Source organism: Nitrospiria bacterium, from assembly GCA_035498035.1.
GTDB lineage: Bacteria > Nitrospirota > Nitrospiria > JACQBZ01 > JACQBZ01 > JACQBZ01.
On sequence record DATKAN010000026.1, the window covers coordinates 39488 to 65077 of the forward strand.

The 25590-nt window shown below is 57.7% G+C and carries 26 protein-coding genes; 4 read left to right on the forward strand and 22 right to left on the reverse strand.

Annotated elements, in window-relative coordinates; translation table 11 throughout:
• Positions 1–3: 3 nt before the first annotated feature.
• From ccmC to VMN77_05710, 21 genes are all read right to left on the reverse strand, one after another.
• Positions 4–702 (reverse strand): heme ABC transporter permease CcmC, encoded by a 699-nt coding sequence (gene ccmC / locus VMN77_05610; GenBank protein ID HTN43257.1) that lies wholly within the window; start codon positions 700–702, stop codon positions 4–6.
• A 128-nt stretch (positions 703–830) separates the two neighbouring features.
• Entirely contained in the window at positions 831–1508 is a 678-nt protein-coding gene (locus VMN77_05615; GenBank protein HTN43258.1) for a heme exporter protein CcmB, read from the reverse strand.
• Positions 1495–2172: a heme ABC exporter ATP-binding protein CcmA gene (gene ccmA, locus VMN77_05620; protein HTN43259.1), complete on the reverse strand. Its 678-nt coding sequence runs from the start codon at positions 2170–2172 to the stop codon at positions 1495–1497. Before ccmA ends, VMN77_05615 begins: the two co-directional genes overlap by 14 nt.
• Positions 2173–2242: 70 nt before the next feature.
• Entirely contained in the window at positions 2243–4591 is a 2349-nt protein-coding gene (locus tag VMN77_05625; protein HTN43260.1) for an AsmA-like C-terminal domain-containing protein, read from the reverse strand.
• A 21-nt stretch (positions 4592–4612) separates the two neighbouring features.
• Positions 4613–5095, reverse strand: a complete 483-nt coding sequence (locus VMN77_05630; GenBank protein HTN43261.1) for an HIT family protein — start codon at positions 5093–5095, stop codon at positions 4613–4615.
• 129 nt (positions 5096–5224) lie between these two features.
• Positions 5225–6670, reverse strand: coding sequence for an MlaD family protein (locus VMN77_05635; protein HTN43262.1), 1446 nt, complete (start codon positions 6668–6670; stop codon positions 5225–5227).
• An 82-nt stretch (positions 6671–6752) separates the two neighbouring features.
• Complete coding sequence (locus tag VMN77_05640; GenBank protein HTN43263.1) at positions 6753–7511, reverse strand: ABC transporter ATP-binding protein; 759 nt, start codon at positions 7509–7511, stop codon at positions 6753–6755.
• A gap of 13 nt (positions 7512–7524) precedes the next feature.
• Positions 7525–8292 (reverse strand): ABC transporter permease, encoded by a 768-nt coding sequence (locus VMN77_05645; protein ID HTN43264.1) that lies wholly within the window; start codon positions 8290–8292, stop codon positions 7525–7527.
• Positions 8289–9461 (reverse strand): alanine racemase, encoded by a 1173-nt coding sequence (gene alr / locus VMN77_05650; GenBank protein ID HTN43265.1) that lies wholly within the window; start codon positions 9459–9461, stop codon positions 8289–8291. The genes VMN77_05645 and alr overlap by 4 nt, the downstream gene beginning before the upstream one ends.
• The gene (locus VMN77_05655; protein HTN43266.1) at positions 9458–10036 is read right to left on the reverse strand and encodes a tetratricopeptide repeat protein; all 579 of its coding nucleotides are present in this window, start codon (positions 10034–10036) and stop codon (positions 9458–9460) included. The genes alr and VMN77_05655 overlap by 4 nt, the downstream gene beginning before the upstream one ends.
• A gap of 35 nt (positions 10037–10071) precedes the next feature.
• Positions 10072–10662, reverse strand: coding sequence for a C39 family peptidase (locus VMN77_05660; protein ID HTN43267.1), 591 nt, complete (start codon positions 10660–10662; stop codon positions 10072–10074).
• Between the two features lie 130 nt (positions 10663–10792).
• Complete coding sequence (locus VMN77_05665) at positions 10793–11209, reverse strand: PA2779 family protein (protein HTN43268.1); 417 nt, start codon at positions 11207–11209, stop codon at positions 10793–10795.
• An 18-nt stretch (positions 11210–11227) separates the two neighbouring features.
• Positions 11228–11788: a ribosome recycling factor gene (gene frr / locus VMN77_05670; protein HTN43269.1), complete on the reverse strand. Its 561-nt coding sequence runs from the start codon at positions 11786–11788 to the stop codon at positions 11228–11230.
• A gap of 24 nt (positions 11789–11812) precedes the next feature.
• The gene (gene pyrH, locus VMN77_05675) at positions 11813–12535 is read right to left on the reverse strand and encodes a UMP kinase (GenBank protein ID HTN43270.1); all 723 of its coding nucleotides are present in this window, start codon (positions 12533–12535) and stop codon (positions 11813–11815) included.
• The gene (gene tsf, locus VMN77_05680) at positions 12532–13137 is read right to left on the reverse strand and encodes a translation elongation factor Ts (GenBank protein HTN43271.1); all 606 of its coding nucleotides are present in this window, start codon (positions 13135–13137) and stop codon (positions 12532–12534) included. The genes pyrH and tsf overlap by 4 nt, the downstream gene beginning before the upstream one ends.
• The gene (gene rpsB / locus VMN77_05685) at positions 13127–13942 is read right to left on the reverse strand and encodes a 30S ribosomal protein S2 (protein HTN43272.1); all 816 of its coding nucleotides are present in this window, start codon (positions 13940–13942) and stop codon (positions 13127–13129) included. The genes tsf and rpsB overlap by 11 nt, the downstream gene beginning before the upstream one ends.
• Positions 13943–14134: 192 nt before the next feature.
• A complete protein-coding gene (gene argJ / locus VMN77_05690) occupies positions 14135–15340 on the reverse strand; it encodes a bifunctional glutamate N-acetyltransferase/amino-acid acetyltransferase ArgJ (protein ID HTN43273.1) in 1206 nt (401 codons plus the stop codon).
• Positions 15341–15425: 85 nt separating this feature from the next.
• Positions 15426–16478, reverse strand: coding sequence for an N-acetyl-gamma-glutamyl-phosphate reductase (argC, locus tag VMN77_05695; protein ID HTN43274.1), 1053 nt, complete (start codon positions 16476–16478; stop codon positions 15426–15428).
• 84 nt (positions 16479–16562) lie between these two features.
• Complete coding sequence (rpsI, locus tag VMN77_05700; protein ID HTN43275.1) at positions 16563–16958, reverse strand: 30S ribosomal protein S9; 396 nt, start codon at positions 16956–16958, stop codon at positions 16563–16565.
• Entirely contained in the window at positions 16955–17404 is a 450-nt protein-coding gene (gene rplM / locus VMN77_05705) for a 50S ribosomal protein L13 (GenBank protein HTN43276.1), read from the reverse strand. Before rplM ends, rpsI begins: the two co-directional genes overlap by 4 nt.
• 70 nt (positions 17405–17474) lie before the next feature.
• On the reverse strand, positions 17475–17813 hold the full coding sequence (locus VMN77_05710; protein ID HTN43277.1) for a hypothetical protein: 339 nt from the start codon (positions 17811–17813) through the stop codon (positions 17475–17477).
• Positions 17814–18128: 315 nt separating this feature from the next.
• Here VMN77_05710 and mpl point away from each other — a divergent pair, with 315 nt between their 5' ends.
• From mpl to VMN77_05730, 4 genes are read left to right on the forward strand one after another with little or no spacing between them, the layout of a single operon-like run.
• Positions 18129–19541, forward strand: a complete 1413-nt coding sequence (gene mpl / locus VMN77_05715; protein HTN43278.1) for a UDP-N-acetylmuramate:L-alanyl-gamma-D-glutamyl-meso-diaminopimelate ligase — start codon at positions 18129–18131, stop codon at positions 19539–19541.
• 15 nt (positions 19542–19556) lie between these two features.
• A complete protein-coding gene (locus VMN77_05720) occupies positions 19557–20684 on the forward strand; it encodes a serine hydrolase domain-containing protein (GenBank protein HTN43279.1) in 1128 nt (375 codons plus the stop codon).
• A complete protein-coding gene (locus VMN77_05725) occupies positions 20681–21598 on the forward strand; it encodes an LD-carboxypeptidase (GenBank protein ID HTN43280.1) in 918 nt (305 codons plus the stop codon). Before VMN77_05720 ends, VMN77_05725 begins: the two co-directional genes overlap by 4 nt.
• Before the next feature lie 46 nt (positions 21599–21644).
• The gene (locus tag VMN77_05730; protein HTN43281.1) at positions 21645–22661 is read left to right on the forward strand and encodes a YCF48-related protein; all 1017 of its coding nucleotides are present in this window, start codon (positions 21645–21647) and stop codon (positions 22659–22661) included.
• A gap of 73 nt (positions 22662–22734) precedes the next feature.
• Here VMN77_05730 and VMN77_05735 read toward each other — a convergent pair whose 3' ends face one another.
• Positions 22735–25566, reverse strand: coding sequence for an FAD-binding and (Fe-S)-binding domain-containing protein (locus VMN77_05735; protein ID HTN43282.1), 2832 nt, complete (start codon positions 25564–25566; stop codon positions 22735–22737).
• Between the last annotated feature and the right edge of the window lie 24 nt (positions 25567–25590).

The window sequence follows — 25590 nt, forward strand, 5'->3', positions numbered from 1 at the left end:
AGCTCATAGACGAACCTCTCCCAACAGGCGCCCCTTTTTGGCTTCCAGGAGCTGCTTGAGGTAGAGCATCTGGGTGCGGACTCCCACCATGTAGGTGAACAGCAGGTAAAAGCCCACCGACATGAAGATCAGCGGATAGAGCATAACGCCGGCGATCGCGATTCCGCGCTGGGAGATCGAAAGCGGCTGGTGCAGGGTGCGCCACCACTCCACCGAGAAATGAACAATCGGGAGATCAACGGCGCCAACAATCGCCAGGATGGCGGCGTAGCGCGCCTCCCGTTCCTTGTCCTCGATGAACGTTCGAAGCATGAGATAACCGATCAGGATCAACAATAAAATGGTGAATGAAACCAGGCGCGCATCCCAGGTCCACCAGGTGTTCCAAGTCGGTTTGCCCCAAACCGATCCGGTAAAGAGGGCCCCGGACGTAAAAAAGACGCCGATGCCCGCAGTGGCATGCGCCAGGTTGTCGATCAGCGGATCCCGTTTCCAGAGATACCACAAACTGGCCGCCGTCAGGACGGCATAGGCCGTCATGGACGTGCTGGCGAAAGGAACATGGACGTACATGATCCGGACGACCTCGCCCTGATAGGAATCGGGAGGGGAGGCCACCAGGCCAAAATAAAGCCCGATCGCGATGCAGATTCCTCCTGCGGTTCCTATCCAGCCTTCAAACCTTCGGATCCATCGAATCATTTTTATAGGGGCTCGCGTCGCCCCCTCCCTTGGCGGAGCCAGAGGGAGCGATTCGACTGAACTCGTCGAAGCTCTCCCCCTCTCGCTCGCGTTGCTCGCTGAATGTTAAACGACGCAGTCCGATCGGATTAATGATCCAAGATAAATTCAAACACCCAGAAGGAAACGATCGTAAAAATGACGTCAAAGATGATCAACAACTCGATCCATGGACGGTAGAACATGACCGGTTGTCCCTGCAGGACGCCCCCCGTGGCCTCCACCGCCCCGATGATGACCGGGACGATCAACGGCAGAAGCAGGATCGGGAGCATCACTTCCCGGGCTCGGATCTGGACCGTCATCGCCGAAAAAAGCGTGCCGACCGCCGAGACCCCCAAGGTCCCGGCCACTAATATTAACATAATGAGCGGAATCTTTTCAAAGATATCCAGGTTGAAAAAGATCACGAACAACGGAAATAATATCGCCTCGACCACCAGCATGAACAGCAGATTGCTCACCAGCTTCCCCAGGTAGATGGCCCCCCGCGGGATCGGGTTCATCTGGAGGTTCTCGAGGCAGTCGTTCTGCAGCTCCGCCGTGAAGGATTTTCCGAGGCCGATGATCCCCGTGAAGATAAAGGCCACCCACATGATTCCCGGCATCAATTCCTGGGCGGTTTTCTGGTCCATGGAGAAGCTGAAACTGAAGATGAGAATGACGATGAGCGCGAAGAAGAACATCGAGGAGATGTTCTCCCGGCTTCGCATCTCGCTGAGCAGATCTTTCCAGGCGAGCCATCGGATCACGTTAAAAAAGTTCATGAGCGGCGACCAGATCCTTCACGGCGATTTCGCGCAGCACTCCCTGATGCAGCACACCGGCTTTCCCGGCCACCTCGGCCGAGTGGACGCGGTTGTGGGAGGTCATGAGGACTGCCGCCCCCTGCTCGAGATTCTCCCGAATGAAGTGGTTCATCATCGTGATGCCCCGCTCATCCAGGGAAGAATAAGGCTCGTCCATCAGAAGCACTTTGGGACGGATCAGCATCGCCTTGGCGATCGAGAGCCGCTTTTTCATTCCTTCGGAAAAGTAGCGGATCTTGAAATCCGCGAAGGCTCCGATCCCGACACGATCCAACGCCACCTTGATTTCGCGGGCGGTAGGGGACAGGCCGCGAAGACCCACGGCGAAGCGGATGTTTTCCACGGCGTCCAGCTCGTTGTACAGATACGATCCGTGCGCGATCATCAACAGAATCGCACGGACCTTATTTCGGTCCCGGATACCGTCAAAGCCCAGCAGCTCAAAGCGGCCCGAGGAAGGTTTCTGGAGCGTGGCCAGAACCTTTAACAGAGTGGTCTTGCCGGCACCGTTCGGGCCGAACAACGCGTAGCATTCCCCCGAAGCCACTTCAAAGGAAACGTCCTTCAAGACCTGGTAATGACGGTACGATTGGCTTAGCTGTAATCCTCGGATGGCAGACATGCCTGGTTTATCTCATCGGCGGAAATCGAAACTACAAAAATACTTCAATTGCGGAGGGTTTGTCAACCCTTCAGGACTTTTTCTTGGCGCCCGGGACGATCGGTTCGATCAGCTTAATGGGAGCCTGGAGGGTCCTCTTCATCATTCCGACCAGGCCTTCCGCCACCGCCTCGGGCGGGACGGTCTCCACCTCCAGCTTCTCAAAAGGACCTTTGACCCGGACCGGGATGCTTATGAGCGAACCCCCCAGGATGTCTTTGATCAGAGGAATTTTCTTGATCACGGCATCGGTCGTGGTAAAAGGGGCTACCAGAAATGTAAGGTTCAAATTCCGGTCGGGCAGATTGACGGAACCGTTGCCGACGATGTTCACCAGAGGGCTTACGAAAATCATTTCTTTAAATTTCAAAAGACCGTTTTTCACATTTCCCCGAAGGGTCACGGAATCGTAAGGTACGCCTTTTCGTTCCGGATCGGGGAAGCTTCCCCGGAGCAGGTCGCTGACATTAAGGAACTGCAGGACTCTAACAATCACCCCGCCTCGATAGATTTTCCCCTTCTTCGCCGTAAAGGTCACCGTTCCTTGAAGATGACTCACCAGGTCCGTCCCGGGACCATGGGCGGAGAAGCTTCCGGAAAGGTCAAAGGTTCCGGTGGATCGGAGGTCCTCGCCGGTAAGGCAGGGCAGACTTGATTCCACATCCTGATGGGTCGCGGAGGGTTTAAAATCCAGATCGAGATTTCCCGGTGTAATGGTCGCTTCGCCTTGAAGATTTACTCCGCATACGACGGCCTCCTTCATCGAGATTCGGATCCGGTCGGGCTCGAGCGAGATCTCCGCTCGGGCGGGGCGCGCCGTCCATCGTCCCGCGGAAAAATATTCGGTCGATATCCGAAGAGTTCCGCGAACGGGGACGAACGGATTTTGGGGCGGGGGTGGTTCTCCCCCCGCCTTCTCGGTCGCATCCGGAAGGATTAATGCCTGAAGTCCTTCCCACTCCAACCCGTCAGAATCCAGGTCCAGAAGCCATCCGTTCTCCATCGCCTTAAGATCACCCCTCACCGTATGGTGAAAGGACCCGTAGGCCAGCACGATCGGATTCAGTGTGAGGGTGTGATTCGCGGCGTTCAGGGAGATCCGGTCGATGGTCACCGGGGTCTTCTTTCGAAGGGGGAGCACCAGTCGCTCCCCCGTCAGGGTTCCCTTGGCGCTGGATTCTGTTGGACGGTCCAAAACAATTCGGGCCTTGAAGTCTCCTTTCAGCCATCCGAACTCAAATTGTTCATGCTCGAAGAAGCCGTTGAGCGTCGATGGCACAAGGTTTCCCGCGAACGACAGGTCCAGAATCCTATTTTCGAAATTCATGGTTAGCGTCGCCCGGGATTCTTTGTCTTCGATGCGGAGCTCCCTCACGGCCAGGCGATCGGTTCCCTGGGCCACATCGTATGAAACGGAGGGGCCGTGCCCGACGACGGCGGTCCCCGCCATCCGCATCATTTTGTCTCTCTCCCATTGGAAATGGGTCCGGGACAGAACGAGCGGGGTTTGAACGGTCATTTCAGGCGGCAGGGAGGCTTTGGCGACGATCCAGTGCATCGTGTCCGGACCGAGGGTCCCGTTCAGGTTCAAATCCACTTTCCGATCCAGGGTGAGGTAAGCCTCTATCCGGCCCGATAAGTTGAAGGAGGCGTCCAGAAATCGCATTCGGGTTTCTGTCAACGAGATCATCTGGGGATTGATTTCAAACTGTTCGACAGTGAAGCGAACGGGTCCGGGCAGTGATTCATCCGTGAGGGCACCGCGGAAATTACCCACGATCCGGAAGGATTGTTCCGGCGAAACGCCGTCGCTTCCACCCGTTGTCGAGGGGGGTGCAAAGGCCATCCGGGTGTCGACATCCCGGAGGGATATGAGTTTCTGTCCGTCCTCGGTTATGGTCAGCCCGCCTTCTTTGATTTGGATCGAAAGGTTCGGCATCCCGGCGGCGGCCGCCGCCAGAATGGCCATCGGATTCCCTTTGGGCGATTTTTCAATGGCGGTGGCCGCTTGAGTTCCGGTCTTCCCCGGCAGCGATAAAGTGAATTCGGGATGGTCCAGCATGACAGTGGCGATTTGAATTTTCCCGGTGAGCAGGGGGAGCCACTCCAGATAGGTATCGAATGATGCCAAGGTTCCCGTCACACGGCCGGGGATCGAAAGGTTCGGCCCCCGGAGTCGGATGCCCGGACGGGGAAAGAGGGAATAATCCAGGCGGGCATAGGTCAATTTTCCGCCGAGCCCTTTCGAGACGATGGTCTCGATGTTGTTCTTCACCGATTCTCGATTGATGATTCGGGGTGCCAGCCATTGAGCCGCGGCCAGCAGGACCAACATAACGGTGAACGCGGCCGCGATCCCCCAAAGCCATTTATTCCCCATGCGGATCATCCGGTAGCCTGATCAGGATCGGTGAATTTCGGTTTCGGCCGAGATCCTCTTGATTGTGGATTGAATCGAATCCCGTGCTTCCACGATGGATGACCGATCCTTGTAAGGACTGCGCCTCCAGACGAGGATTTTGGAGAACAGTCCGTCATTTCTCCAGCGGGGGGCGATGTGGACATGCAAGTGGGGAATGCTTTGGCTGACGCGGGTGTTGATGGCCACAAAGGAACCCTCGGCGTTCAGGGCTTTCTCGACGGCGCGAGCCAGCAACTGCACGTTTTTGAAAAAGGGGCCGATGCGGTCATTGGGGAGATCCTCCAGCCGCTCGTAATGCTCTTTGGGAATGAGGAGGCAATGCCCGCGCAGCAGGGGGCGGTGATCCAGGAAGGCGAGGGACAGACCGTCTTCAAACACCCGATGACAGGTGGTTTCGCCCCGGATGATCCTGCAGAATGCGCATTTCTCGTCGGGCGGATCGGGCCGCCTGAGTGGTTCCATCGAAGGGTCCTCCCTACGGCACAGGGTCGCTTTACTTTATCATAACGGAGGCTTCAAAACAAAACGACCCCCTGTTTCAGAGCCCGAAGGGGGGCCGGCGGAACCCTTTGGAACCATCGTGCCGCCCGGCTATCGGACCGGCAGCGTGGCGCTGCCGATGAGGTATTTAAGGTCGTCGTCATCCAGACGGAGGCCGCCGCCGACAAAACCGGTGTCGATTTTCTTGTTGAGGAAATTGTCGTAGCCGCCTTGCACGAAGAGATATCTGAAGAAGGTGTAACGGGCGGTGGCCTTGAGGTGAGGATGCTTTTCCTGCGGGTCGTTGCTGTTGAAATCCCAGGCATCGGCGCTGAATCTCAGGGCGTCGTTAAAGAGGTAAAAATCGGCCCCCCCTCCGAGACTGTTTTCGACCAGCCCCATCCGAAGGGCCAGGTCCGAAAACCGTCGTCCGAACTCCGCGCTGAACTTTAACTGGGTCTTGGTCTTGATGGTCGTCACCGGTGGATTATTGCCGGTCTGGGTGGTGGTCTTTGTAAAATTACCCCGAGGATCATTCACCAGCTGGAGAAGATAAAATTTGTCCTCCCGGGGTTGGAGTTGGACGGTGAAATAACCCTTGGTATCATGGGAGTCGAATTGATACTCGCTGCTGCCCTCGACGATGGTCCTAAACCGTTCGATGCGGGACACGGCGTTGCCCACGCCTTCGAGGGTCGTTGTGAGTTGATCGTACGCTTTCTCGTCGGTGAAGAGTTTCCCGATCGTGCCCTCTCCTTTTTCGACCTTCAGCGTGATATCGTTCAACCCTTGGAGCGTCGAATCCAGCTTGTTGTATATCCCATCGTCCTGAATGAGTTTGCCCAGCGTCCCTTCGCCTTTCTCAACCTTGGTTGCGATCGCCTCCAGTTTTTCGGAGGTGCGATTGAGACTATCCATCAGCTTGGGCAGATCCGTTTTGAGGGATGAACTGACGTCTTGGATATTGGCGACGGCCTTGGTGAAATTCTCGCGGTTGTCTTTCACCGTGCCGTTGAGGTTGTGGCTGAGCTCGCGAATGTTGGCCACGATCTCCTTCAAGGAGGTCTCGCCCTCCTTGGTCCCGAGCGCTTCGCGGAGGGAGGCGCTGACCGTTTTGATGTCGGATGCGATGCTGCTGAACTGGTTGATCAGGCGGTCCAAATCGGCCACCTGTTCGCTCTGGGTGATGGTGTCGCCGTCCTTCAGGTAGCCCTCTTCTTTTCCCGGTACGAGCTCGAGGTACTTATCTCCCAGGAGTCCGGTGGCGCGGACGGCGGCCTCGGTTCCTCGGTGAAGTTTGACGTCCGGATTGATCCGCAATGTGACCTTGGCCTGACCGTCCAGAAGCGTGATGGTTTCCACCTGGCCGACCTCCACGCCGGCGACCCGGATCTTGGATTTGGTATCCAGTCCCGCCACGGTGTCGAAAAGCGCGATAATACGATAGCCGGCTTGGGTGCCGAAAGTGTATCCGCCTATCTTAAAGGTCATATAGGTCAAGATCAGAACCCCGAGCAGAACTACCAATCCAACCCGGGCTTCGGTGCTCAATCGCATGGAAGGGACGATGTCCTTTCTGTTTTGCTGTCCGATTCGCCGTAGGGGCGGTTCGCGAACCGCCCCTCCATGATCCCGTTGCCTACACCGTCATAATCGGCCCGACCGAGCTCCCTGTGACAAACTGACGGACGATCGGATTGTCGCTGTTCCTGATCTCCTCCGGCGTTCCCACGGCTTGGATTTTCCCCTGGTACAGCATCGCGATACGGTCCGCGATCTTGTACGCGCTGGTCATGTCGTGGGTAATCGCCACCCCCGTGACCTGGAGGCGGCGCTTCATCTCGAGGATCAATTCGTTGATCGCGTCCGCCATGATCGGGTCCAGTCCGGTCGTGGGCTCATCATACAATAAAATTTCAGGTTCCATCGCCAGCGCGCGTGCGAGACCGACCCGCTTTTTCATTCCGCCGGAGAGATCGGCCGGCATGCGGTCTTCGACCCCTCGGAGGCCGACCATGGCCAGCTTTTCGGTCGCGACCCGCCGGATCTCGGCGTCCTTCATTTGGGTTTTCTGGCGGAGGGAAAAGCCGACATTCTCCCATACCGACAGAGAATCGAAAAGCGCCGCGTACTGGAAAAGCATCCCGAACTTCTTCCGCAGCTCGTCCAACGCCCGCTCCCTCAGGGAGGAGAGGTCCTGTCCGGCGACGATCACCATTCCGCGGTCCGGTTTCATCAGCCCGATGATGTGCTTGAGGATGACGCTCTTGCCGCTTCCGCTTCCGCCGATGATCACCATCGTCTCGCCGCGTTCGATCGTGAGCGTGGTTCCTTGGAGAACGCGATTGTCCCCAAAGGATTTGTAGACATCCAAAAGCTGAATGACCGGTTCGCCCACGTCGTTGCCCCTGTCAGAACAGCATCGAGGTCAGAAAATAGTCCGAGATCAGGATCAGCATGGAGGAAATGACGACCGCGCCGGTCGTGGCCTTGCCCACGCCCTCCGCCCCCCCCTGTGTATTAAATCCTTGGTAACAACTGATCGTCGCGATGATCATGCCGAATACGAAGGCCTTGAGCAAGCCGCCGAAGATGTCGTCGTATTCCAGATAATCGGTCGTGCGCCGCATATAGACAACCGGGTTGACGTCCAACATCTGCACCGCCACGAAATAACCGCCCGCGATTCCGATGGCGTCCGCGAAGATGGTCAGGATCGGCAGCATCACCATTCCGGCCAGGAGCCTCGGCACGATCAGGTATTTGACCGGGTTCGTGGCCATTGTGCTGAGGGCGTCGATCTGCTCGGTGACCCGCATCGTCCCGAGCTCGGCGGCCATGGCCGCGCCGGCGCGGCCGGCCACGATCAAGGCCGTGAGGACCGGTCCTAGCTCCCGGGTCATGGACAGCGCCACGACGGTTCCGACCAGGCTCTCCGCGTTGAACCGCTTGAAGCCGGTGTGGCTTTGGAGGGCCAGCACCATGCCGGTCGAGACGGCCGTGATCAGGACGACCGGAACCGAACGGACGCCGACCTCCTCCATTTGCTTCAGGATGTTCCGAAATCCGACCGGGGGACGCAGGGCCCATTTAACCGTTCTCAGAAAAAGCACGGCCACATTCCCGATTTCTTCGATGAATTTCGTCGTCCTGAAACCGATGACCTCAAGCCATTTCATGAGGCATCGACTCCGCCGCGATAAAGACGGGGCACCCGTTGGCTGACGGCGCAGAGGATCTCGTACGGGATGGTTCCAAGCTTCCGGGCCAGCGTGTCGGCCCCGAGCGCCTCGGATCCCTGCGCACCCATCAGAACCGCTTCTGCCCCGGTTTGTACGGTCGGCAGGTCCGTAACATCCACCATGGTCATGTCCATACAGACCCGCCCGACGACCGGGAAGCGTCGTCCCCCGATCAATACCTGGCCCCGGTTTGACCAGGCCCGACTGTAGCCGTCGGCATAGCCGATCGGCAGGACCGCGATCAGACTCTCCCGGCGCGTGGTGTAGGTTCGGCCGTAGCTGATCGACGTTCCGGCCGGGACCCGTTTCAAATGAATGATCCGTGTTTTGAGGGTCATGACCGGTTTGATCGGAATCGATCCCGGGGCCGAAAATGCGGGCGCATACCCGTATAACACGATTCCGGGTCTCACGAGGTTGAACCAGCCGCGTTCAAGACTCACGATCGCCGCGCTGTTGGACATGTGGAGCCGGGGAATTTTTATGCCGAGGGACTCGATCATGCGATGCGCTTCTTCGAAACGATCGATCTGATCCTCGGCCGTCCGGCAATCGGTCAGTTCGTCATCGGCGAAATGAGACATCAATCCCTGGATCTCGATTTTTTTGATGGCGCGGGCCCTTTCAACGAAGGCTCCGAGCTCCCCCTCCATCAACCCCAACCGGCCCATCCCGGTATCGATTTTAAGATGGACGCCGAACGGACGGGCGGTCTTTTGCGCCAGTCGTTTTAACACGTCCAGTTGATCCGGATTGGAAACCACCGGCGTGAGACGGTGTTTTAGGCATCCTTCGGCTTCTTCCGGGAGAAAACCGGCCATCACCAGAATCGGCTTCGTGATTCCGGCCCGGCGAAGTTGGACGCCTTCTTCGACGAACGCGACGCCCAGCCCCTGGATATCCTCGGACGAGGCGGCCTTCGAGATGGAGACGATCCCATGACCGTAGGCATTGGCCTTGACCACGGCGAGGAGCCCGCGCCGGGGGCCGATACGGTTTCGGACCCATCGGAGATTATGGCGAAAGGCGTTCAGGTCGATTTCTGCGACGGTGGGATGGACCGGTCGGATCGCGAGGGTCTTTTTAAGCATCTTGGTGAGCGTCACGGAGCCTCCGTTGTATTTGAACCCCGTGTGGATAGGGCCGCGTCGATTTTTGATCGGGTTGCGTCATGCTGCTCTGCGAAACCCGGCAACTCCGACCCGGCCGCCGTCTCGGCCTGAAGCGACGCGGCCCGGGCCCGGGCCGGTTGTCCGAGGCTTAGGAAAAGAAGGGCGCGGGTGTCCTCATAAAAAGCGCGGTGCCCGGGGTCCGCAGCCAAGGCGCGGTCGATCCGTTCTCCGGCCTCCGCCAAATGAATTCCCTGTAGGATATAGATCCAGGCGAGATTGTTGTTGGCCATGGGTTGGTTCGGATCGCGCTGCAGCGCCCGGCGGTACATCTTTTCGGCGGAGGCGTACTGTTCCTGCTGGGCATACACATTGCCCAAATTGGCCAGCGCAGGCAGGTAGTCCGGGTCTTGAGCGAGAGCGGCCTGATATTGCTTTTCGGCCGAGCCCCAGTCTTTCTGCGACTCATAACTCACGCCGAGTTGTACGTGTTCCCGGGGAGTGAGCGGGTCGTGCAAAACCACGATCCGCGGCAGGGATCCGCAACCCCCGACCGCGAGAAGGAGTCCCATTCCGATCAGCCATCGGACTTTTTGAGTTTCAGGTTTTATGAAGTCACCTCCGGAGGGAGAATCAGCAGGCTCCAGTAGCCTGTTTTGGACCAGGCGTTCAAGAAAGTATCAACCGGCATTCTTTCATAGGCCCGGTCTCCGGAATGGACGATAACCACCGAGTGAATCCCGTCATAGCCTGTGACGACCACGAAATGGCCCTGCGGAAACAGGCGCCATCTTAGATTGAGAAAGACGATCACGGGCTGGTTCTTTCCTAGATGAAGGCGAAGATCATCCATACTGCCGGGGTAAGAAGAGACGGCGAGACCATGCGTTTGCGCGGACCGTTCCAGATCGATGGGCAAACTGCCTTTTAGTTTTTCGAGATAAACCTCCCGGGTGATTTCTTCCAGGGAAACGGGGCGTCCCCAGTAGGCTAAAAGGCTGGCCACCGCCGCGGGCCCGCATCCAAGTTCTTCCTGAGGATAGAAAGGAACGCCGTCGATGAGAGATTCTTCGGAGGGCGGGGGTTCCGAGAAGGCTGTGCGGCCATCCGCAAAGAATAACAACGTTGCGATTCCGAGGAGCAGGTACCCTTTTGGTGTTGGATGGTAGCGCAACCGATACCCCGCAGGGCTGTTCATTATTGTAGAGGCTTGCGTCGCCCCCTCCGCCGGCGGAGCCTGATGGAGCGACCCGCCTGAGGGCCCCGGACTGAGGTCGCCGCAATCTCGTCGATGTCCTGCCCCTCTCGCTCGCCTTGCAGCCGGGTATCTACTTCGTGATAATGATCTTGTGGCCCGTCAACTGCAAAAGGACGACCACCAGGATGGCAATGACCAGCAAAACGACGACCGTTCCCAGGACATCTCCTCCCGGTTGCTGAGCATCCAATTGGGTTGCGATCTCGTGAACTTGCTGGTCTGAAAGTTGACTCAGGCGCGACAGGATTTCGGCTTGGTTCAGTCCGAAATCGGCCAGGCGCTGAACGAGGAGTTTGGATTCCAGAACGGCCTGGATTTTTTTCAGCGAAGTTTCACGATCCGGCCCGCCGGTTTCCGAGGCTACCACCGTTGCGGAGGGGAGGAAGGCGGCCGAGGCTTCCCGGTCTTCGAAGGCAAGGCTGAGGGTCGTGACCACCAGACAAAAAACGATCAGGGGACGAAATCGAGATTGGAACGACACCGACATGAAACATACCTCCGCTGTCTAGTTTTTTTCCAGGATTTCGTTTTCCTTGCTTTTAATGACTTCGTCGATTTTTTTGATGAATTCGTCGGTCAATTTCTGGATCTCCTCTTGAGATTTTCGGAGGACATCCTCGCTCAAGACCCCCGACTTCTGCTGACCCTTGAGCTCCTCATTCGCATCCCGACGGAGATTCCGAACAACGACCTTGGAATCCTCCCCCAATTTCTTACAATGCTTGCTCAGATCTTTTCTTCGTTCCTCGGTCAAAAGGGGGATGCTGATACGGACGATCTTGCCGTCGTTTCCGGGGGTGAGGCCCAGATCGGAAGACAGAATGGCCTTTTCGATTTCGGCGATGAGGTTCGGTTCCCAAGGCTGAATGGCGATCTGGCGGCTTTCGGGAATGGAGAGGGCGGCCACCTGGCGTAACGGGGTCGGCGTGCCGTAATAGTCCACCTTTACAGAGTCCAAAAGCGCCAGCGAAGCCCTGCCGGTGCGGACACCGGCCAGCTCTTTACGAAGATGGTCGACAGCGCCCTCCATCTTGTCCTTCACCGCTTTTTTGATGTCCGGTGCCATTGAGGAGCGCTTCCTCCCGATCGGTCAAAGAGTTTTACGGACAATGGTGCCGATTTTTTGTCCGAGGATGATCCGTTTGATGTTTCCGATTTCCTTCAGATTAAATACGATCAGCGGGAGGCTATGATCCATGCAAAGAGTGACGGCCGTTGCGTCCATGACGCGGAGATCTTTTTCGATGACCTGAAAGAAGGTCAGTTCGTCATAGCGTTTCGCTTTGGGATGCTTCATCGGATCGGCATCGTAGATGCCGTCCACCTTCGTGCCTTTGAGGATGACCTGCGCGCCAATTTCCATGGCGCGGAGGGCGGCTGCGGTATCGGTTGAAAAATACGGGTTGCCGGTTCCCCCCGCAAAAATAACGACCCGTTTCTTTTCCAGATGACGGATGGCCCTTCGGCGGATGTAGCTCTCAGCCAGTTGCCGCATCTCGATCGCCGATTGGACACGGGTAAAGACGCCTTTGCGTTCGAGGGCGTTCTGGAGCGCCAGGGCGTTGAGAACCGTCGCCAGCATACCCATGTAATCGGCGGAAGAACGTTCCATCCCCCCGGCGCTGGCGGCCAGACCCCGGAAGATGTTTCCTCCGCCGATCACGACGGCCACCTCGACCCCAAGGTCGTGAATGTCCTTGATCTCGGTGGAGACGGCGTCGATGACCTTCGGATCAATTCCGTAGCCTTGGTCCCCGGCCAGAACCTCGCCGCTGATCTTCAGCAACACCCGCTGATATTTCGGCGCATTCATTCCCCGATCATCTCACCCAGTCGAAACCGTGTAAACCGGCGAACGGAGATATTCTCACCGAGCTTGGCGATTCTCTGACCGAGCAAATCTTTAATCGTGATCCCGGGGTCCTTGACGAAGGGCTGCTCCAACAGACAGAGCTCGGCATAGAATTTTTCCAATCGCCCCGCGACGATTTTATCCAAAACCGCCTCCGGCTTGCCGCTCTCTTTGGCCTGAGCCCGGAAGATTTCTTTCTCTTTTTCCAGAACGGCCGGGGGGACATCCTCCCGCTGAAGGTATCGGGGGTCGGCCGCGGCGATATGCATGGCCAGGTCCCGGCCGAGTTCTTGAAAGTCGTCCGTTTTGGCGACGAAATCGGTTTCGCAATTGACCTCGAGGAGAACCCCGAGTTTGCTCCCGGCATGAATATAGGAGACGATCAGACCGTCGTTGGTGGTCCGCCCCGCCTTCTTTTGGGCCAAGGCCAGACCTTTCTGCCTCAAGAAGTCGATCGCTTTGGCGATATCTCCGCCCGATTGGGTCAGGGCTTTTTGACAATCCAGCACCCCGGCGCCGGTTTTCTCGCGGAGGTCCTTTACCAATGTCGCGTCAATGGGCATTGTCCGCCTCCACGATGCCTTCGACCGGATCGCCCACGGGGGCTGCGGTCGGCATCACCGATAAGCCCGCCTCGGGAAACGGGGCCGCAGCCATGGTTTCGGCCTGAGGCTGCTTTCGGGCGCGAAGCTGCAATCCTTCGATGGCAGCGTCCGCGATACGTGTGGTGATGAGTTTGATCGCTCGGAGGGCGTCGTCGTTTCCCGGGATGATCAGATCGGCATCTTCCGGATCGCAGTTGGTATCCAGGATCGCGATGATGGGAATTTCCAGGCGCTTGGCTTCCTGAACCGCGATATGCTCCTTCTTGGTGTCCACAATATACACCGCGCCCGGAAGCGTCGTCATTTCCTTGATCCCGTTAAGGTACTTTTCCAGTTTCATCCGATCCTTTTCGAGATCCGCGACTTCCTTCTTTGTGAGGCGGTCATGGGTGCCGTCCGTCCGTGCGGCTTCCAGTTTCTTAAGGCGCTCGATGTTTTTGCGGATCGTCTGGAAATTGGTCAACATTCCTCCCAGCCACCGCTGGTTGACATAGAACATCTGGCTTCGCTTGGCCTCGGTCTCGACCACCTCCTGGGCCTGGCGTTTCGTGCCGACAAAGAGAATGGACCGTCCGTCCGCCACGGTCTGTCTGACAAAATCATGGGCGGCCTGAAAACGCTTCACCGTTTTCTGCAGATCGATGATGTAAATCCCATTACGTTCCCCGAAGATGTATTTTTTCATCTTGGGGTTCCAACGCTTCGTTTGGTGGCCGAAGTGAACCCCGGCCTCCAAAAGTTCTTTCATGGAAATCACGGACATGTAAACCTCCTTTGTGGTTGATCCTCCGCCTGTCTGTCCGTTCGAATCGTAGGCCCGTGCGCGGGCCTGCACCACGTCGAACGCCGATCCCTCTACCTCGAGTGGGAAACGGTCAGGCGTGTGAATTGAGTTCCATCAAACCCTTGGAAAAATAACATATTAAAGAATGATTTGCAAGCGAAAAGATGGAGATTAGGAGCGGTAAGCCGTGTTGATCCGTATGTATTCCTCGGTCAGGTCGCAGGTCCAGGCCGTGGCGGTATGCCTTCCGGTCCGAAGATCGAGGGTCACCGTAAAGTATTTATTCCCAAGCACCCGGGCGGCTTTTCTCTCAGCGGCCGGGCCGAGGCCCACTCCATTTTGTACCACTGCCACATTGTCAAAAAAAATACTCACCCTGGCGGGATCAAACTCCACCCCGGCGGAACCCGCCGCCGCGGCGATGCGGCCCCAGTTGGCGTCTTCTCCCAGAAAGGCGGTCTTGACCAATGGTGATTGAGAGATCCGTCGGGCAATGCTTCGAGCCGCATCCTCGTTTTTGGCCCCGACCACTCGGATCTCCGCCAATTTCGTGGCGCCTTCACCGTCCCGGGCAATCATTTTTGCCAGTTCGGTGCAGACGGCGTCAAGGGATTCTTGAAAAGCCCTTCGCGCGGCCGGTGATCTTTCAATGGATTCGTTTTCAGCCGCTCCGTTGGCCAGACAGACCACCATGTCATTTGTGCTGGTTTCCCCGTCGACCGAAACCATGTTAAAGGATCGATCCACGGCCGCTGTCAGCATTTTTTGAAGACGTGCGGACGGGATTCGGGCGTCCGTGGTCAAGAAGGCAAGCATGGTCGCCATATTGGGGTGAATCATCCCGGCTCCCTTCGCAATGCCTCCGATCGTGACGGTTTTTCCAAGAATCCTCACTCGAACGGCCGCTTCTTTCGTGAAGGTGTCGGTCGTCAAGATAGCCTCGGCCGCTTTTCGGCTTCCTTTGTGGCTTAAGGACGAGATGGCCCGTGGAATTCCACTCTGGAGCGCCTTGAGCGACGGGGGCGCACCGATTTTTCCGGTGGAGGCCACCGCGATCCGGCGGGGTGAGATCCCGAGCATTTTACCGGTTATCGTCGCCATCTGTTCCGCAATGGCCAATCCCTCGGCGCCCGTGCAAGCGTTGGCCGATCCCGAATTGGCCACGATCGCTTGAAGATTTCCATTTCGGGAATGGTTTCGGGTGAGGACAACCGGGGCGGCTGCGGCCCGGTTCAAAGTAAACACCGCGGCGGAGGAACAGCGATGATCGGCCGCGATCAGGGCGAGGTCGGGGCTTCGTCCGGATTTGATTCCGCAATGAAGGCCGGCGGCGCGGAAGCCTTGCACGGCTGTTATTCCCCCCTGGATTTTCTTCATCGGTTGATCCTTTTTTAGGGGCTCGCGCCGGCACAACGGGTCGGAGCCTCCCCCTCTCGCTCGCCGTGCTCGCCGGGCATCTTACCTATGGAAACAGTCCCGGGGCCGTAAGTCCGAGGGATTCTTCGTAACCCATCATCAGGTTCATGTTCTGAATGGCCTGGCCGGCCGCTCCTTTGACCAGATTATCAATGGCCGTGACCACGACGAGGGTCGCCGCCCCGGGATCCGAGTGTCCGTCGACCACCAAACCAATGTGACAGTCGTTTGAGCCCTGCACGTTTCGGGTGTTGGGCAAGTCACCGGATGACAGGACCCGGACGAACGGTTTCCCTTTGTAAAAGGCCTGGTACCGTTTCAGAACCTCGTCGGTCTCGATCGTCCTGGTGAGCGGGATGTAGATGGTGGAAAGAATTCCCCGGTTGATCGGCACAAGGTGAGGTGTGAAAGTCACCGCGATCTTTTTTTTAACCAGGATGGACAGCTCCTGCTCGATCTCGGGCCGGTGACGATGTCGGCCGATGCTATAGGCCGACACGGCCTCGTGGGCCTCCGGAAAATGGTAGGGTTGGCCCGGGCTCCGTCCGGCGCCGGAAATTCCGGATTTCGCATCGATGATGATCTGACCGGAATCCACCCGCGGTTTTTGGAACAACGGAAGAAGCCCCAGAAGCGCGCCGGTCGGATAACATCCCGGATTGGCCACGAGTCGGGCCGATTTGATCGCGTTGCGGTGAAGTTCGGGCAGGCCGTAACAAGTCTGTCCCAGCAGCCCGGGATAAAGATGGGGGGTCTTGTACCACCGCTCATAGATCTTGGGGTCTTTTATCCGGAAATCCGCGCTGAGGTCGATCACGCGTTTCTTCCTCTCAAGCAGCCGGGCCGCGACCGGCATCGCGGTTGTGTGCGGCAAGGCCAGAAAAAACAGGTCCGCCCTGCCCGGGAGGCGGTTCAGATCTAGGGGCTCCAAGGTCATCGACAGCCGCCCCTTGAGATTTGGGAAGACCGTGTCGATCGCTTGGCCGGCCGATTTTCCGGAAAAGGCCGCGGTCAGCTTGATCCGGGGATGCAGGAAGAGCAGCCGAAGTAACTCCCCGCCGGTATAGCCGCTCGCGCCGACTACAGCGACTTTCACCATGAATTCTGCCTCCTGTTACTCGCTCTCGAAAAATGGGACATAAAAAAAGGGGCCCTGCGGCCCCTTCTTCATTCCATTTCGCTCTTAACGTTTGGAATACTGGAACCGCCGGCGCGCGCCTTTCTGGCCGTATTTTTTCCGTTCCTTCACGCGGGAATCGCGGGTCAAAAGGCCCTCTTTCTTCAACGGCTCGCGAAGGGCGGCGTTGGTTTGCAGCAAGGCCTTGGCGATTCCGTGGCGTACCGCGCCGGCTTGACCCATCTCGCCTCCCCCCTGCACGTTGACGGCCGCGTTGAACTTGCCGGTCGTGCTGGTGACCTGAAAAGGCTGAAGGATCTGGATTCGGTGGATCTCCCGCGGGAAATAATTCTCGAGCGTCCGATCGTTGATGAGGATCTGCCCTGTTCCCGGTTTCAGTTGGACGCGGGCGACGGCGTTCTTTCTTTTTCCGGTTGCGGCAATCAGGCCAGCGGTGCTCATTCGGTTCTCCTCGTTCCGGGCGACTCCATCGGTTTTAGCTGCTGAGCTTTATGGGGATGATCGGGCCCGGCGTACACCCTTAGCTTCTTGATCATGGCCCGGCCTAATTTGGTCTTGGGGAGCATGCCCTGAATCGCCCAACGGACCATCCGATCAGGGCGCTCATTTAACAGGGTTCCGGCCGTGATCGATTTGAATCCGCCGGGGTAATCCGAATGGCGAGCATAAAACTTACTGACCCGTTTATCCCCCGTGAGATGGATTCCCGCTGCATTGACCACCACGACGTGATCGCCGCAGTCCACGTGGGGGGTGAAGGTCGGTTTGTGCTTTCCCCGGAGGATCGAAGCCACCTCGGATGCAAGGCGCCCCAAGATCTTGTCCTGGGCATCGACCAGGTACCAGGTTCGATTAAAATCTTTTTTCTTGGCTGAAACCGTTTTCATATCGCGCACCCATCCTCTTAAAGTCTAAAAGAATACAATAAAATTATTGTCCCTGTCAAGCAGAATGTGGTCATAATCCCCTTCTGAACAGCCCGATATTGACACCGATGAAGCCGCCGATGGCGCCGCCAGAGCCCGCGCCGATGATCAAGGCAGAAGGTCCGCCCAGCCAAAGGGCCAGCACGGCACCGATAAATGTTCCCACCAGGACGCTGATGAAAAAGCGCCGGGCGCTCAACATCGAGATGAATCCGCCGAGAACGATTCCAAGCAAGGTCGCCGTGGTCGTGAGAAGGGGACCGCCGATGTTCAACCCGATCACGGCCCCGGTTGTCCCCATGATGATCATCCCCATGACCAGGTCGATCGTAATCCTGAAGGTTTTTATCTGATCTATTAAATCGGGCATGTATGCTTTTTCCCGTTTACACTCCGAAAGAAAACACCTTCATCCTCCTCATCCTCCTCGCCTTCCTACCCGTTGGAGAGGGGATCGGGCACGGTCAAAAATCGTCCAACCCCGGGGTCTTTCCTATCAACATGTCCAGATTGTTCATCCGCATTTCAATCCCTGCGGGATGCGGGTCAATAATGGCCGAAGTTGCGTTCAGAAAGCGCCTGTATGATAACAGCCCCAAGAGTTTTAATCAATGAACGGAAGGGCAACGCGATTTCTGGCCCGGTGGTTGCGCCCTTGAGGGCTGTGTGTTAGACTCAAGAGCACATGGGGCCTACCTTTCGGAATATTCATCTTATTGCGATCTGCGGAACCGGGATGGCCGCGTTGGCCCGGATGCTCAAAGCGGCCGGCTACCGGGTGACGGGGTCGGACGCCAATGTCTATCCACCGATGAGCACCCTGTTGGAACGGGAGGGCATCCCTTGCCGCGTTGGATTTCGTCCCGAGAATATCGAACCCGATACCAACCTGGTGATTATCGGCAACGCCGTATCCAAAACCAATCCGGAGGTCCAGTCTGTTCTGGATCGAGGCGTCCCGTACCGATCATTTCCGCAGGCGTTGGCCGAGTTCTTCCTTACGGACCGCACCCCGATTGTGATCGCCGGGACGCACGGCAAAACCACGACCGCCGCGCTCATGGCCTGGGTCCTGGAAAGCGCCGGGCTGGACCCCGGCTTTTTAATCGGGGGGTGGGTGATCAACTTTGGGGCGAACAGCCGCCCCGGCACGGGGCGCTATTTCGTTGTAGAAGGGGACGAGTACGACACGGCATTTTTCGACAAGGGACCTAAATTCCTCCATTACCGTCCCCATGCGGCCATCTTGACCAGCATCGAATTCGATCACGGAGATATTTACAATGACTTGGACGAGATTAAATCGGCGTTTCGCAAATTCGTCCGGTTGATTCCATCGGACGGTATCCTCTTCGCAGTGGATGGAGATCCGAATGTCCGGGCGGTCATCCGGGATGCTTCCTGCCCGCGATCGACCTATGGCCTGAATCCAACGGCCGGATGGTGTGCCGAGGACGTGAGGTTCGACTCCGACGGGGTTTCCTTCCGTGTTAAAAACGGGAGGCGGGACCTTGGCCCGTTTCGGAGCCCGATGGTGGGTCGGCACAATCTGGTCAATGCGCTGGCCGTGATCGGACTGGCCTCGACGCTGGGCTTGTCTTCCGAGAGCATTCAAAAGGGGATCGAGAGCTTTCAAGGCGTCAAACGACGGCAAGAGGTCTTGGGCGAGGTGGCCGGTGTGATCGTGATGGACGATTTTGCCCATCATCCCACAGCCATTCGGGAGACCCTGGCCGGACTCCGGTTGCGTTATCCGCGGCGTCGGATCTGGGCCGTCTTTGAACCGCGATCGGCGACCAGCCGGAGGAATGTGTTTCAGAAGGAGTTCCCCCCGTCGTTTGATCCGGCCGACCTGATCGTGATTGCGGATATTTTCGCATCGGAAAAACTCCCGGCGGGGCTTCGGCTGGATCCCAAGCAGGTGGCCGAGGACCTGCGAGGTTTGGGCAAGGAGGCCGAGTTCATTCCGACGACGGAGGAGATCGTCCGTACGATCTCGCCCCGTTTGAAGTCCGGCGACCTGGTTTGCCTGATGTCGAGCGGGGGATTTGACGGGATCCATGGGAAACTTCTCAAGGCGCTGGAACAGCGGCGCTGACCCTGATCCATCTTGATGACAAACGCTTTCCCTGCCATTCTAAAGGCTTTAAACAATGCCGTGGACGAGGGCGTCTTTCCAGGGGCCGTGTTGCTGGCCGCCTGGAGGGGCGAGGTCCGGGTCCATGAAGCGGTCGGTTTTGCGGCGCTCAAGCCCCGCAAGATATCCATGACCCGCTTCACGATCTTTGATTTGGCCTCATTGACAAAACCGATCGCAACCACAACGGCCGTGATGCGGCTGGTGGATCGCGGAGCCTTGGACATCGACGACCCGGTGAGGCGCTGGATACCGGAATTCTCGGGCGGTGAGAAAGACCGGATCAGGGTTCGAGACCTTCTGAACCATTGCTCCGGCCTTCGGGCTTGGGAGCCTCTCTACAAAGAGGTGATCAAAACGGCGAAAAGGCGAAACGGCTATGTGGGAAGTCCGGATGCGAAACAACAGGTGTTGAATCGTATCCATCATGGCCGCTTGGTCTATCCGCCCGGGGCCATGAGCCTGTATAGCGATCTTGGATTTGTCCTTTTGGGCGAGATTATCGAACGCGTAAGCGGGCTGGGCCTGGACCGGTTTTGTCGTGACCAGGTGTTTCGTCCCCTCGGCCTCAAGCGGTCCTTCTTTATTCGGACCGGAAAACCCCACGCCGGGAGGTTTGCGGCGACCGAACGCAGTGATTGGAGGAGGGGGATCGTGGTCGGCCAGGTGCACGATGACAACGCTTATGCGATGGGAGGAATCGCCGGGCACGCGGGTCTGTTCGCAACGGCGGCCGACCTGAATCGGTTTTCTCAGACGATCTTGGATGCCTTGCGTGGTCGTAACCCCTTCGTTTCCCAAAAGATCGTCGAAAGTTTTGTGACGCGCCAAACGACACCGGGTTCGAGCTGGGGCTTGGGCTGGGATACCCCATCGGGGTCTTCCGGGGCGCCCTCTTCCTCCGGCCGCTTGCTTTCCGCGCGCTCCTTCGGTCATCTCGGATTCACGGGCACCTCGCTCTGGATCGATCCGGAAAAAGACTTGACCATTATATTGCTGACGAACCGGGTTCATCCGACCAGTCGGAACATAAAGATCCGGAAGTTTCGACCGGCCCTTCATGACCTCGTCGTTCAGGAATTCATCCCGGGTATCCGATCATGATCAAACCAAAGAGACTAACGGCGGGGGATACCATCGGCGTTGTCGCACCGGCCGGCTCGGTGGATCTTTCGGAGTTGGCTCAGGGCGTGGACCGTCTGAAGGACATGGGGTTTGGTGTGGAGTTGGGAGAAGCGGTTACGAAGCGGTCCCGGTATTTGGCCGGGACGGACCGCGAGCGTGCGGACGATCTGAACCGGATGTTTTCTAACCCCGAAATCGCGGCGATTGTCTGCGCCCGCGGCGGGTATGGGACGGCGCGCATCATTCCCCATCTTGACGAGGGGGTGATCGCCGGGCACCCCAAGATTCTGGTCGGAAGCAGCGATATCACCCTTCTGCTCAATTATATTCGCCAGCGGTTCGAATGGGTCACATTCCACGGTCCGATGGTGGCGCCGAGCTTCGGCAAGCAGCCTTCCTTGCTGACCGATACCTGGTTTCGGAAAATTCTGGTGGAGGCCCAGGGCCAAGGTCCGATTCCGGTGGCGAACGTGAAGGGTTTAAGGGGCGGACAGGCCCAGGGTCCGCTGGTGGGCGGTTGTTTGACGATGCTCTGTAATACCCTTGGGACGCCCTACGAGATTCAGACCGACGGATGCATCCTCCTGCTGGAGGACATCGACGAAGCCCCTTATCGGATTGACCGGATGTTGACCCAGCTGAAGGCCGCGTCCAAATTCCAAAATGTCAAAGGGGTAATTTTCGGGAAAATGCCGGGATGTCAGCCCCCGGCTCATTCCACCTATGTCCTGGAGGATGTGATTCAGGATCGGCTGGCGGACCAGGCGTTTCCCATTTTGTATGGATTTCCGACCGGCCACGGCGGGGAGCAGGTGACGCTTCCAATCGGTATTCCGTTTCGGATGGACGGAGACACAGCCACGGTCACGCTCTTGGAGCCGGCGGTCCAATAAAATCATTCCAGGGCCATGCGAAAATCATGACGGGAAGGGGGGAATCATGCTCACATCCAGAAGCGGATGGGTTCAATCGGCCCAGCGGATCGGACTGCTCATCGCGCCCCTGATTCTCATGGGCTGCGCCGGTACGGGCGAGAGCATTCAGGCCGCTGCTCCCGCGACGGCCTTCATGGAACAGTTAAACGGGGTCTACTTCATCACCGCCAGCGAGGGTTGGATCGTCGGGAATAACGGGACCCTCCTCCACACCCGGGATGGGGGGGCGACGTGGTTCTCGGAGTCGAGCGGAACGACGCAGGGTCTGAGGGCCGTCGAGTTTGCGAGCTCGAGTACGGGCTGGGCGGTCGGGGACGGCGGGATCATTCTTCAGACGAGCAACTCCGGAATGAATTGGGTTCGTCAGACCAGCGGCAGTTCAAACCCCTTGAACAGCGTTTTCTTCCAGAAGGGGAATACCAGCGTCGGTTGGGTGGTGGGGGATAACGGGACGATTCTTCATACCGACAACGGCGGTTTTTCATGGATGACCCAGGTCGGAGCCGGAAGCAACCATCTTCGCGACGTCTTATTCCGGGACCCTAATAACGGATGGATTGTAGGAGACGAGGGTTTGATTCTCCACACCGCTACCGGGACAAGCGGGGCGCTCTGGGCCTCACAACTCAGCGGCACGACCCGAAGCCTGAACGCCATTTACGGGAGCGGAAACGCCCTATGGGTCGTGGGGGATGGCGGAGTCCTTCTCCAGACCACGAACGACGGCCTCACATGGCTGCGCGGTCCCCAAACCTCCGCGACCGGCACCTTGACTGATATCCTGTTTTGGGGTTCGACGGCCGGTTGGGTTTCCGGAGAGGCCGGGACCCTGCTCCAGTCCACGAGCAGCACGGCATCCAATGTCGGCCTAATATGGATTCCCCGATCCCCCGGAACGGATGCGACTCTGCGGGCGCTTTTTTTCATAAATGACAAGACCGGGTGGGCCGTGGGGGACAACGGAACCATTCTGTATACTGTCGACGGCGGGATCTTCTGGGTCAAACAATTTAAGCGGTAGGGGATGGCCGGAGGAACCCGCCTGCTTTTCCCGGTTGCCGAGGGCGCGCCCCCTCCTTTCAACCATAGATACCTTACAAATCTTCCGAAGGGGCATCCGGGGCCTTTGGTCCGCTTGCCCGTTCCTGAGCTTCATCGAGAATTTGTGCGATATGCTTAATCGGAAGGCTGTCATGCATTCCGGTTTTCAACTGGATCATGCAGGCGGGGCAACTCGTCGCAATCACATCCGCTCCGGACTCGACCACGGCCCGCCGCTTGCGCTCGAAAATCCGTCTGGACTGCTCATAATTTTTTACGATAAAGGTTCCGGCTCCTCCGGCGCACCGGTCGGCATCCCGCATCTCGACAAAGCGCAGGCCGGAAATTCGGCGAAGCAACTCCCGGGGTTCCTTTGTAACTCCGGCCGCGCGCAGGTGGCAGGAGGAATGATATGCCACGGTTTGTTGCGGTGTTCCCGGGGCCGAATTTGAAGAGCGGGTCCCCGTCTCGACCAGGAATTCCGTGATATGTTTCACCCGTCGGGCCAGCTCGGCCGCCTGCGCCCGCTCCTTTTCGTCCGAGCAAAACCGGGCGTAATCCTTCAGCATGAAGGTGCACGAGGCGCACCCCGTCACGACCGTCTCAAAACGTCGCAAGGACTCCATATTGAAACGGGCATGTTTCCGGGCCAACTCCCGATGGCCGTAGGTCTCGATCGGTGTTCCCGAGCAATGTTGCCGGGGTAGCACCGGTCGGATTCCTTGCCGTTGTAGAAGGCGGATCACGGCCTCCCCCACTCCATCCCTGAAATAATTGGCGGCGCAACCGTGGAAATAGGCCACCGTTCCTTTTCCCCCCGCTTCCTCCGTAAACGACGCAAAGCGATGGCGCAGCGTTTGCGTGGCCAACCGCGGAAGTACGATGTCGCGTGAAAGGCGCGCAGACGGAGACAGGGCCTTTAAGACCGGAAGAGTAAGGTATTCCAGAGCCGCTCGACCGGGGGAAGTATTCCAGAGCGGTTGTGTCCATCCGGCCCATTTCAGCAACGATTCGAACAGCCAGGGCCGCGCCTGAAGACCGAAAATCAGACCGGCCAAGCGATTCGGGCGCTCCGCGCGTTTTTCAAGCACGTATTTTGAAACGTCAATGCCGGCGGGACAGACGGCATAGCAGGATTTGCAGTTGACGCAGGCCTCGACGACACGGGAGGCCTTTTCATGCGAAAAATCGGTCGCGGTGAGGATGTGAAACCAGCCGCGGGCTCCGTTCGATTCCTCTTGCGTGATGTCGTAAACCGGGCACACGGTGTTGCATTTTCCACATGTAGCGCAGGGTTTCGCGAGCCGTTCGGTGTCCAGATGGGTTGTGAATGGCACGTGGGTGAGTTTGACGCCCGGATTTAGGATCTGATCCGGATCGAAGAGTCGCTTGATCTGCATGAACAGGCCATAGACTTCTTCCCCGTAAAGTTCGCGCAGAAACTCCCCCCGGACCCGGCCGTCTCCGTGCTCGCCACAAATGGATCCGCCGAATCGATGGATGACGGTGGAATGGATCTCGTTCGAGATGGCCGCCATGTGTGCGACGTCTTCCGGGCTTTTCATGTCCATGAGCGGATTGATATGAGCGTTTCCATCGCCGATATGGCCATAGATGGCCACGGGTATGTCCATTCCCTTGAAATACCGGACCAGGTAATCAATGAGCTCGGGAAGACGGGTGGCCGGGACCACGACGTCGTCCACAAAGTTGATTGGCTTTTTCTTGGCGTCGTACCGGTATAGAGTCGGATAAATGGCCTTCCGCACCCTCCACAGCGCCTCTTGTTGTTCCTGTCCGTGAGGTCGGTCGCTTCGGGCTACGTCGATGGGCCGACTCAGCCGATAAATCTTTGTCGTCTCGTGAATCCGGTCAATCTTGTCCTCGATCGGTTCTTCATCGAATTCGATCAGAAGCATGGCCGCGGCCTCGGGCGGGATGCCGAAACGGCCCCGGCCAATCAGGTCGAGCGAGCTGGCGTCCATGAGTTCCATCGCGCTGGGACGAAATGTTAGAAAAGAATTTACCGCATGGCCGACTTCTTCCAAGCGGTTGAAATACACCAGCACGGTAGCGGTCCGGGTCGGGCGATCTCTCAACCGCAGTTTCGTTTCTGTGATTATTCCCAGTGTGCCTTCGCTTCCGATAAAGAGTTTCGTGAGATCAAAGGTGCCTTCCTCCAGATGATCAACCATGTCGAAAAGATTATAACCGCTGCTGTTCTTGCTCACCCCGATCCGGTGTTGCCGGATGAGGGATCGGTTGGATTGCAGCAAGGCGTAGAGTTCGCGAAGCCCGCGATTCTCGCCAAGCAGCCGCCCAAAATCGGGATGTTCTATATGACAGGGACGAACCGAAAGGGCTCGGCCATCGGCTAGGATCACGCGGAGTTCATGGACGTTGTCCTTGGTGGCTCCGTACTTGAGCGTATGAGGGCCGGCCGAGTTGTTCCCCAGCATTCCTCCGATCTTACACACGTCGCCGCTGGACGGGTCGGGAGCGAAAAAAAGACCGTGGCGTTCCAGATCCCGGTTCAGCTCGCCGTAGATCTTTCCCGGCTGGACCCGGACCCATTTTTCTTCGCGATTTAATTCCAGGATGCGGTTCAATCTCGAAAATTCAAGAATGACCCCTTCGCCGATGGCATTGCCGGTTAGGTTTGAACCGCCGCTCCGGGCCGTGAGCGCAATCCGATGCCCTTGGGCATATTCCATCACCTTGAGCAGATCGGTTTCCTGTTCGATCAACACAACGGCTTGCGGATTGATCCGATAGATGCTGGCGTCAACCGCATAGGCGGTTCGAGCGGGGTAGTCGGACAGGACCTTCGATGTTCCGAGAAGACGCACCAGATCTGAGACGAGAGGTGAGACCGAAGCGGTCATAATGGCATTATAACAAGTCGGATG

Bases quoted from the DNA above. Each gene is read 5' to 3' on its own strand.
- ccmC (HTN43257.1), bottom strand. From the start codon at position 702: ATGATTCGATGGATCCGAAGGTTTGAAGGCTGGATAGGAACCGCAGGA.
- VMN77_05615 (HTN43258.1), bottom strand. From the start codon at position 1,508: ATGAACTTTTTTAACGTGATCCGATGGCTCGCCTGGAAAGATCTGCTC.
- ccmA (HTN43259.1), bottom strand. From the start codon at position 2,172: ATGTCTGCCATCCGAGGATTACAGCTAAGCCAATCGTACCGTCATTAC.
- VMN77_05625 (HTN43260.1), bottom strand. From the start codon at position 4,591: ATGGGGAATAAATGGCTTTGGGGGATCGCGGCCGCGTTCACCGTTATG.
- VMN77_05630 (HTN43261.1), bottom strand. From the start codon at position 5,095: ATGGAACCACTCAGGCGGCCCGATCCGCCCGACGAGAAATGCGCATTC.
- VMN77_05635 (HTN43262.1), bottom strand. From the start codon at position 6,670: ATGCGATTGAGCACCGAAGCCCGGGTTGGATTGGTAGTTCTGCTCGGG.
- VMN77_05645 (HTN43264.1), bottom strand. From the start codon at position 8,292: ATGAAATGGCTTGAGGTCATCGGTTTCAGGACGACGAAATTCATCGAA.
- VMN77_05655 (HTN43266.1), bottom strand. From the start codon at position 10,036: ATGGGACTCCTTCTCGCGGTCGGGGGTTGCGGATCCCTGCCGCGGATC.
- VMN77_05660 (HTN43267.1), bottom strand. From the start codon at position 10,662: ATGAACAGCCCTGCGGGGTATCGGTTGCGCTACCATCCAACACCAAAA.
- VMN77_05665 (HTN43268.1), bottom strand. From the start codon at position 11,209: ATGTCGGTGTCGTTCCAATCTCGATTTCGTCCCCTGATCGTTTTTTGT.
- frr (HTN43269.1), bottom strand. From the start codon at position 11,788: ATGGCACCGGACATCAAAAAAGCGGTGAAGGACAAGATGGAGGGCGCT.
- pyrH (HTN43270.1), bottom strand. From the start codon at position 12,535: ATGAATGCGCCGAAATATCAGCGGGTGTTGCTGAAGATCAGCGGCGAG.
- tsf (HTN43271.1), bottom strand. From the start codon at position 13,137: ATGCCCATTGACGCGACATTGGTAAAGGACCTCCGCGAGAAAACCGGC.
- rpsB (HTN43272.1), bottom strand. From the start codon at position 13,942: ATGTCCGTGATTTCCATGAAAGAACTTTTGGAGGCCGGGGTTCACTTC.
- argJ (HTN43273.1), bottom strand. From the start codon at position 15,340: ATGAAGAAAATCCAGGGGGGAATAACAGCCGTGCAAGGCTTCCGCGCC.
- argC (HTN43274.1), bottom strand. From the start codon at position 16,478: ATGGTGAAAGTCGCTGTAGTCGGCGCGAGCGGCTATACCGGCGGGGAG.
- rpsI (HTN43275.1), bottom strand. From the start codon at position 16,958: ATGAGCACCGCTGGCCTGATTGCCGCAACCGGAAAAAGAAAGAACGCC.
- rplM (HTN43276.1), bottom strand. From the start codon at position 17,404: ATGAAAACGGTTTCAGCCAAGAAAAAAGATTTTAATCGAACCTGGTAC.
- VMN77_05710 (HTN43277.1), bottom strand. From the start codon at position 17,813: ATGCCCGATTTAATAGATCAGATAAAAACCTTCAGGATTACGATCGAC.
- mpl (HTN43278.1), top strand. From the start codon at position 18,129: ATGGGGCCTACCTTTCGGAATATTCATCTTATTGCGATCTGCGGAACC.
- VMN77_05720 (HTN43279.1), top strand. From the start codon at position 19,557: ATGACAAACGCTTTCCCTGCCATTCTAAAGGCTTTAAACAATGCCGTG.
- VMN77_05725 (HTN43280.1), top strand. From the start codon at position 20,681: ATGATCAAACCAAAGAGACTAACGGCGGGGGATACCATCGGCGTTGTC.
- VMN77_05730 (HTN43281.1), top strand. From the start codon at position 21,645: ATGCTCACATCCAGAAGCGGATGGGTTCAATCGGCCCAGCGGATCGGA.
- VMN77_05735 (HTN43282.1), bottom strand. From the start codon at position 25,566: ATGACCGCTTCGGTCTCACCTCTCGTCTCAGATCTGGTGCGTCTTCTC.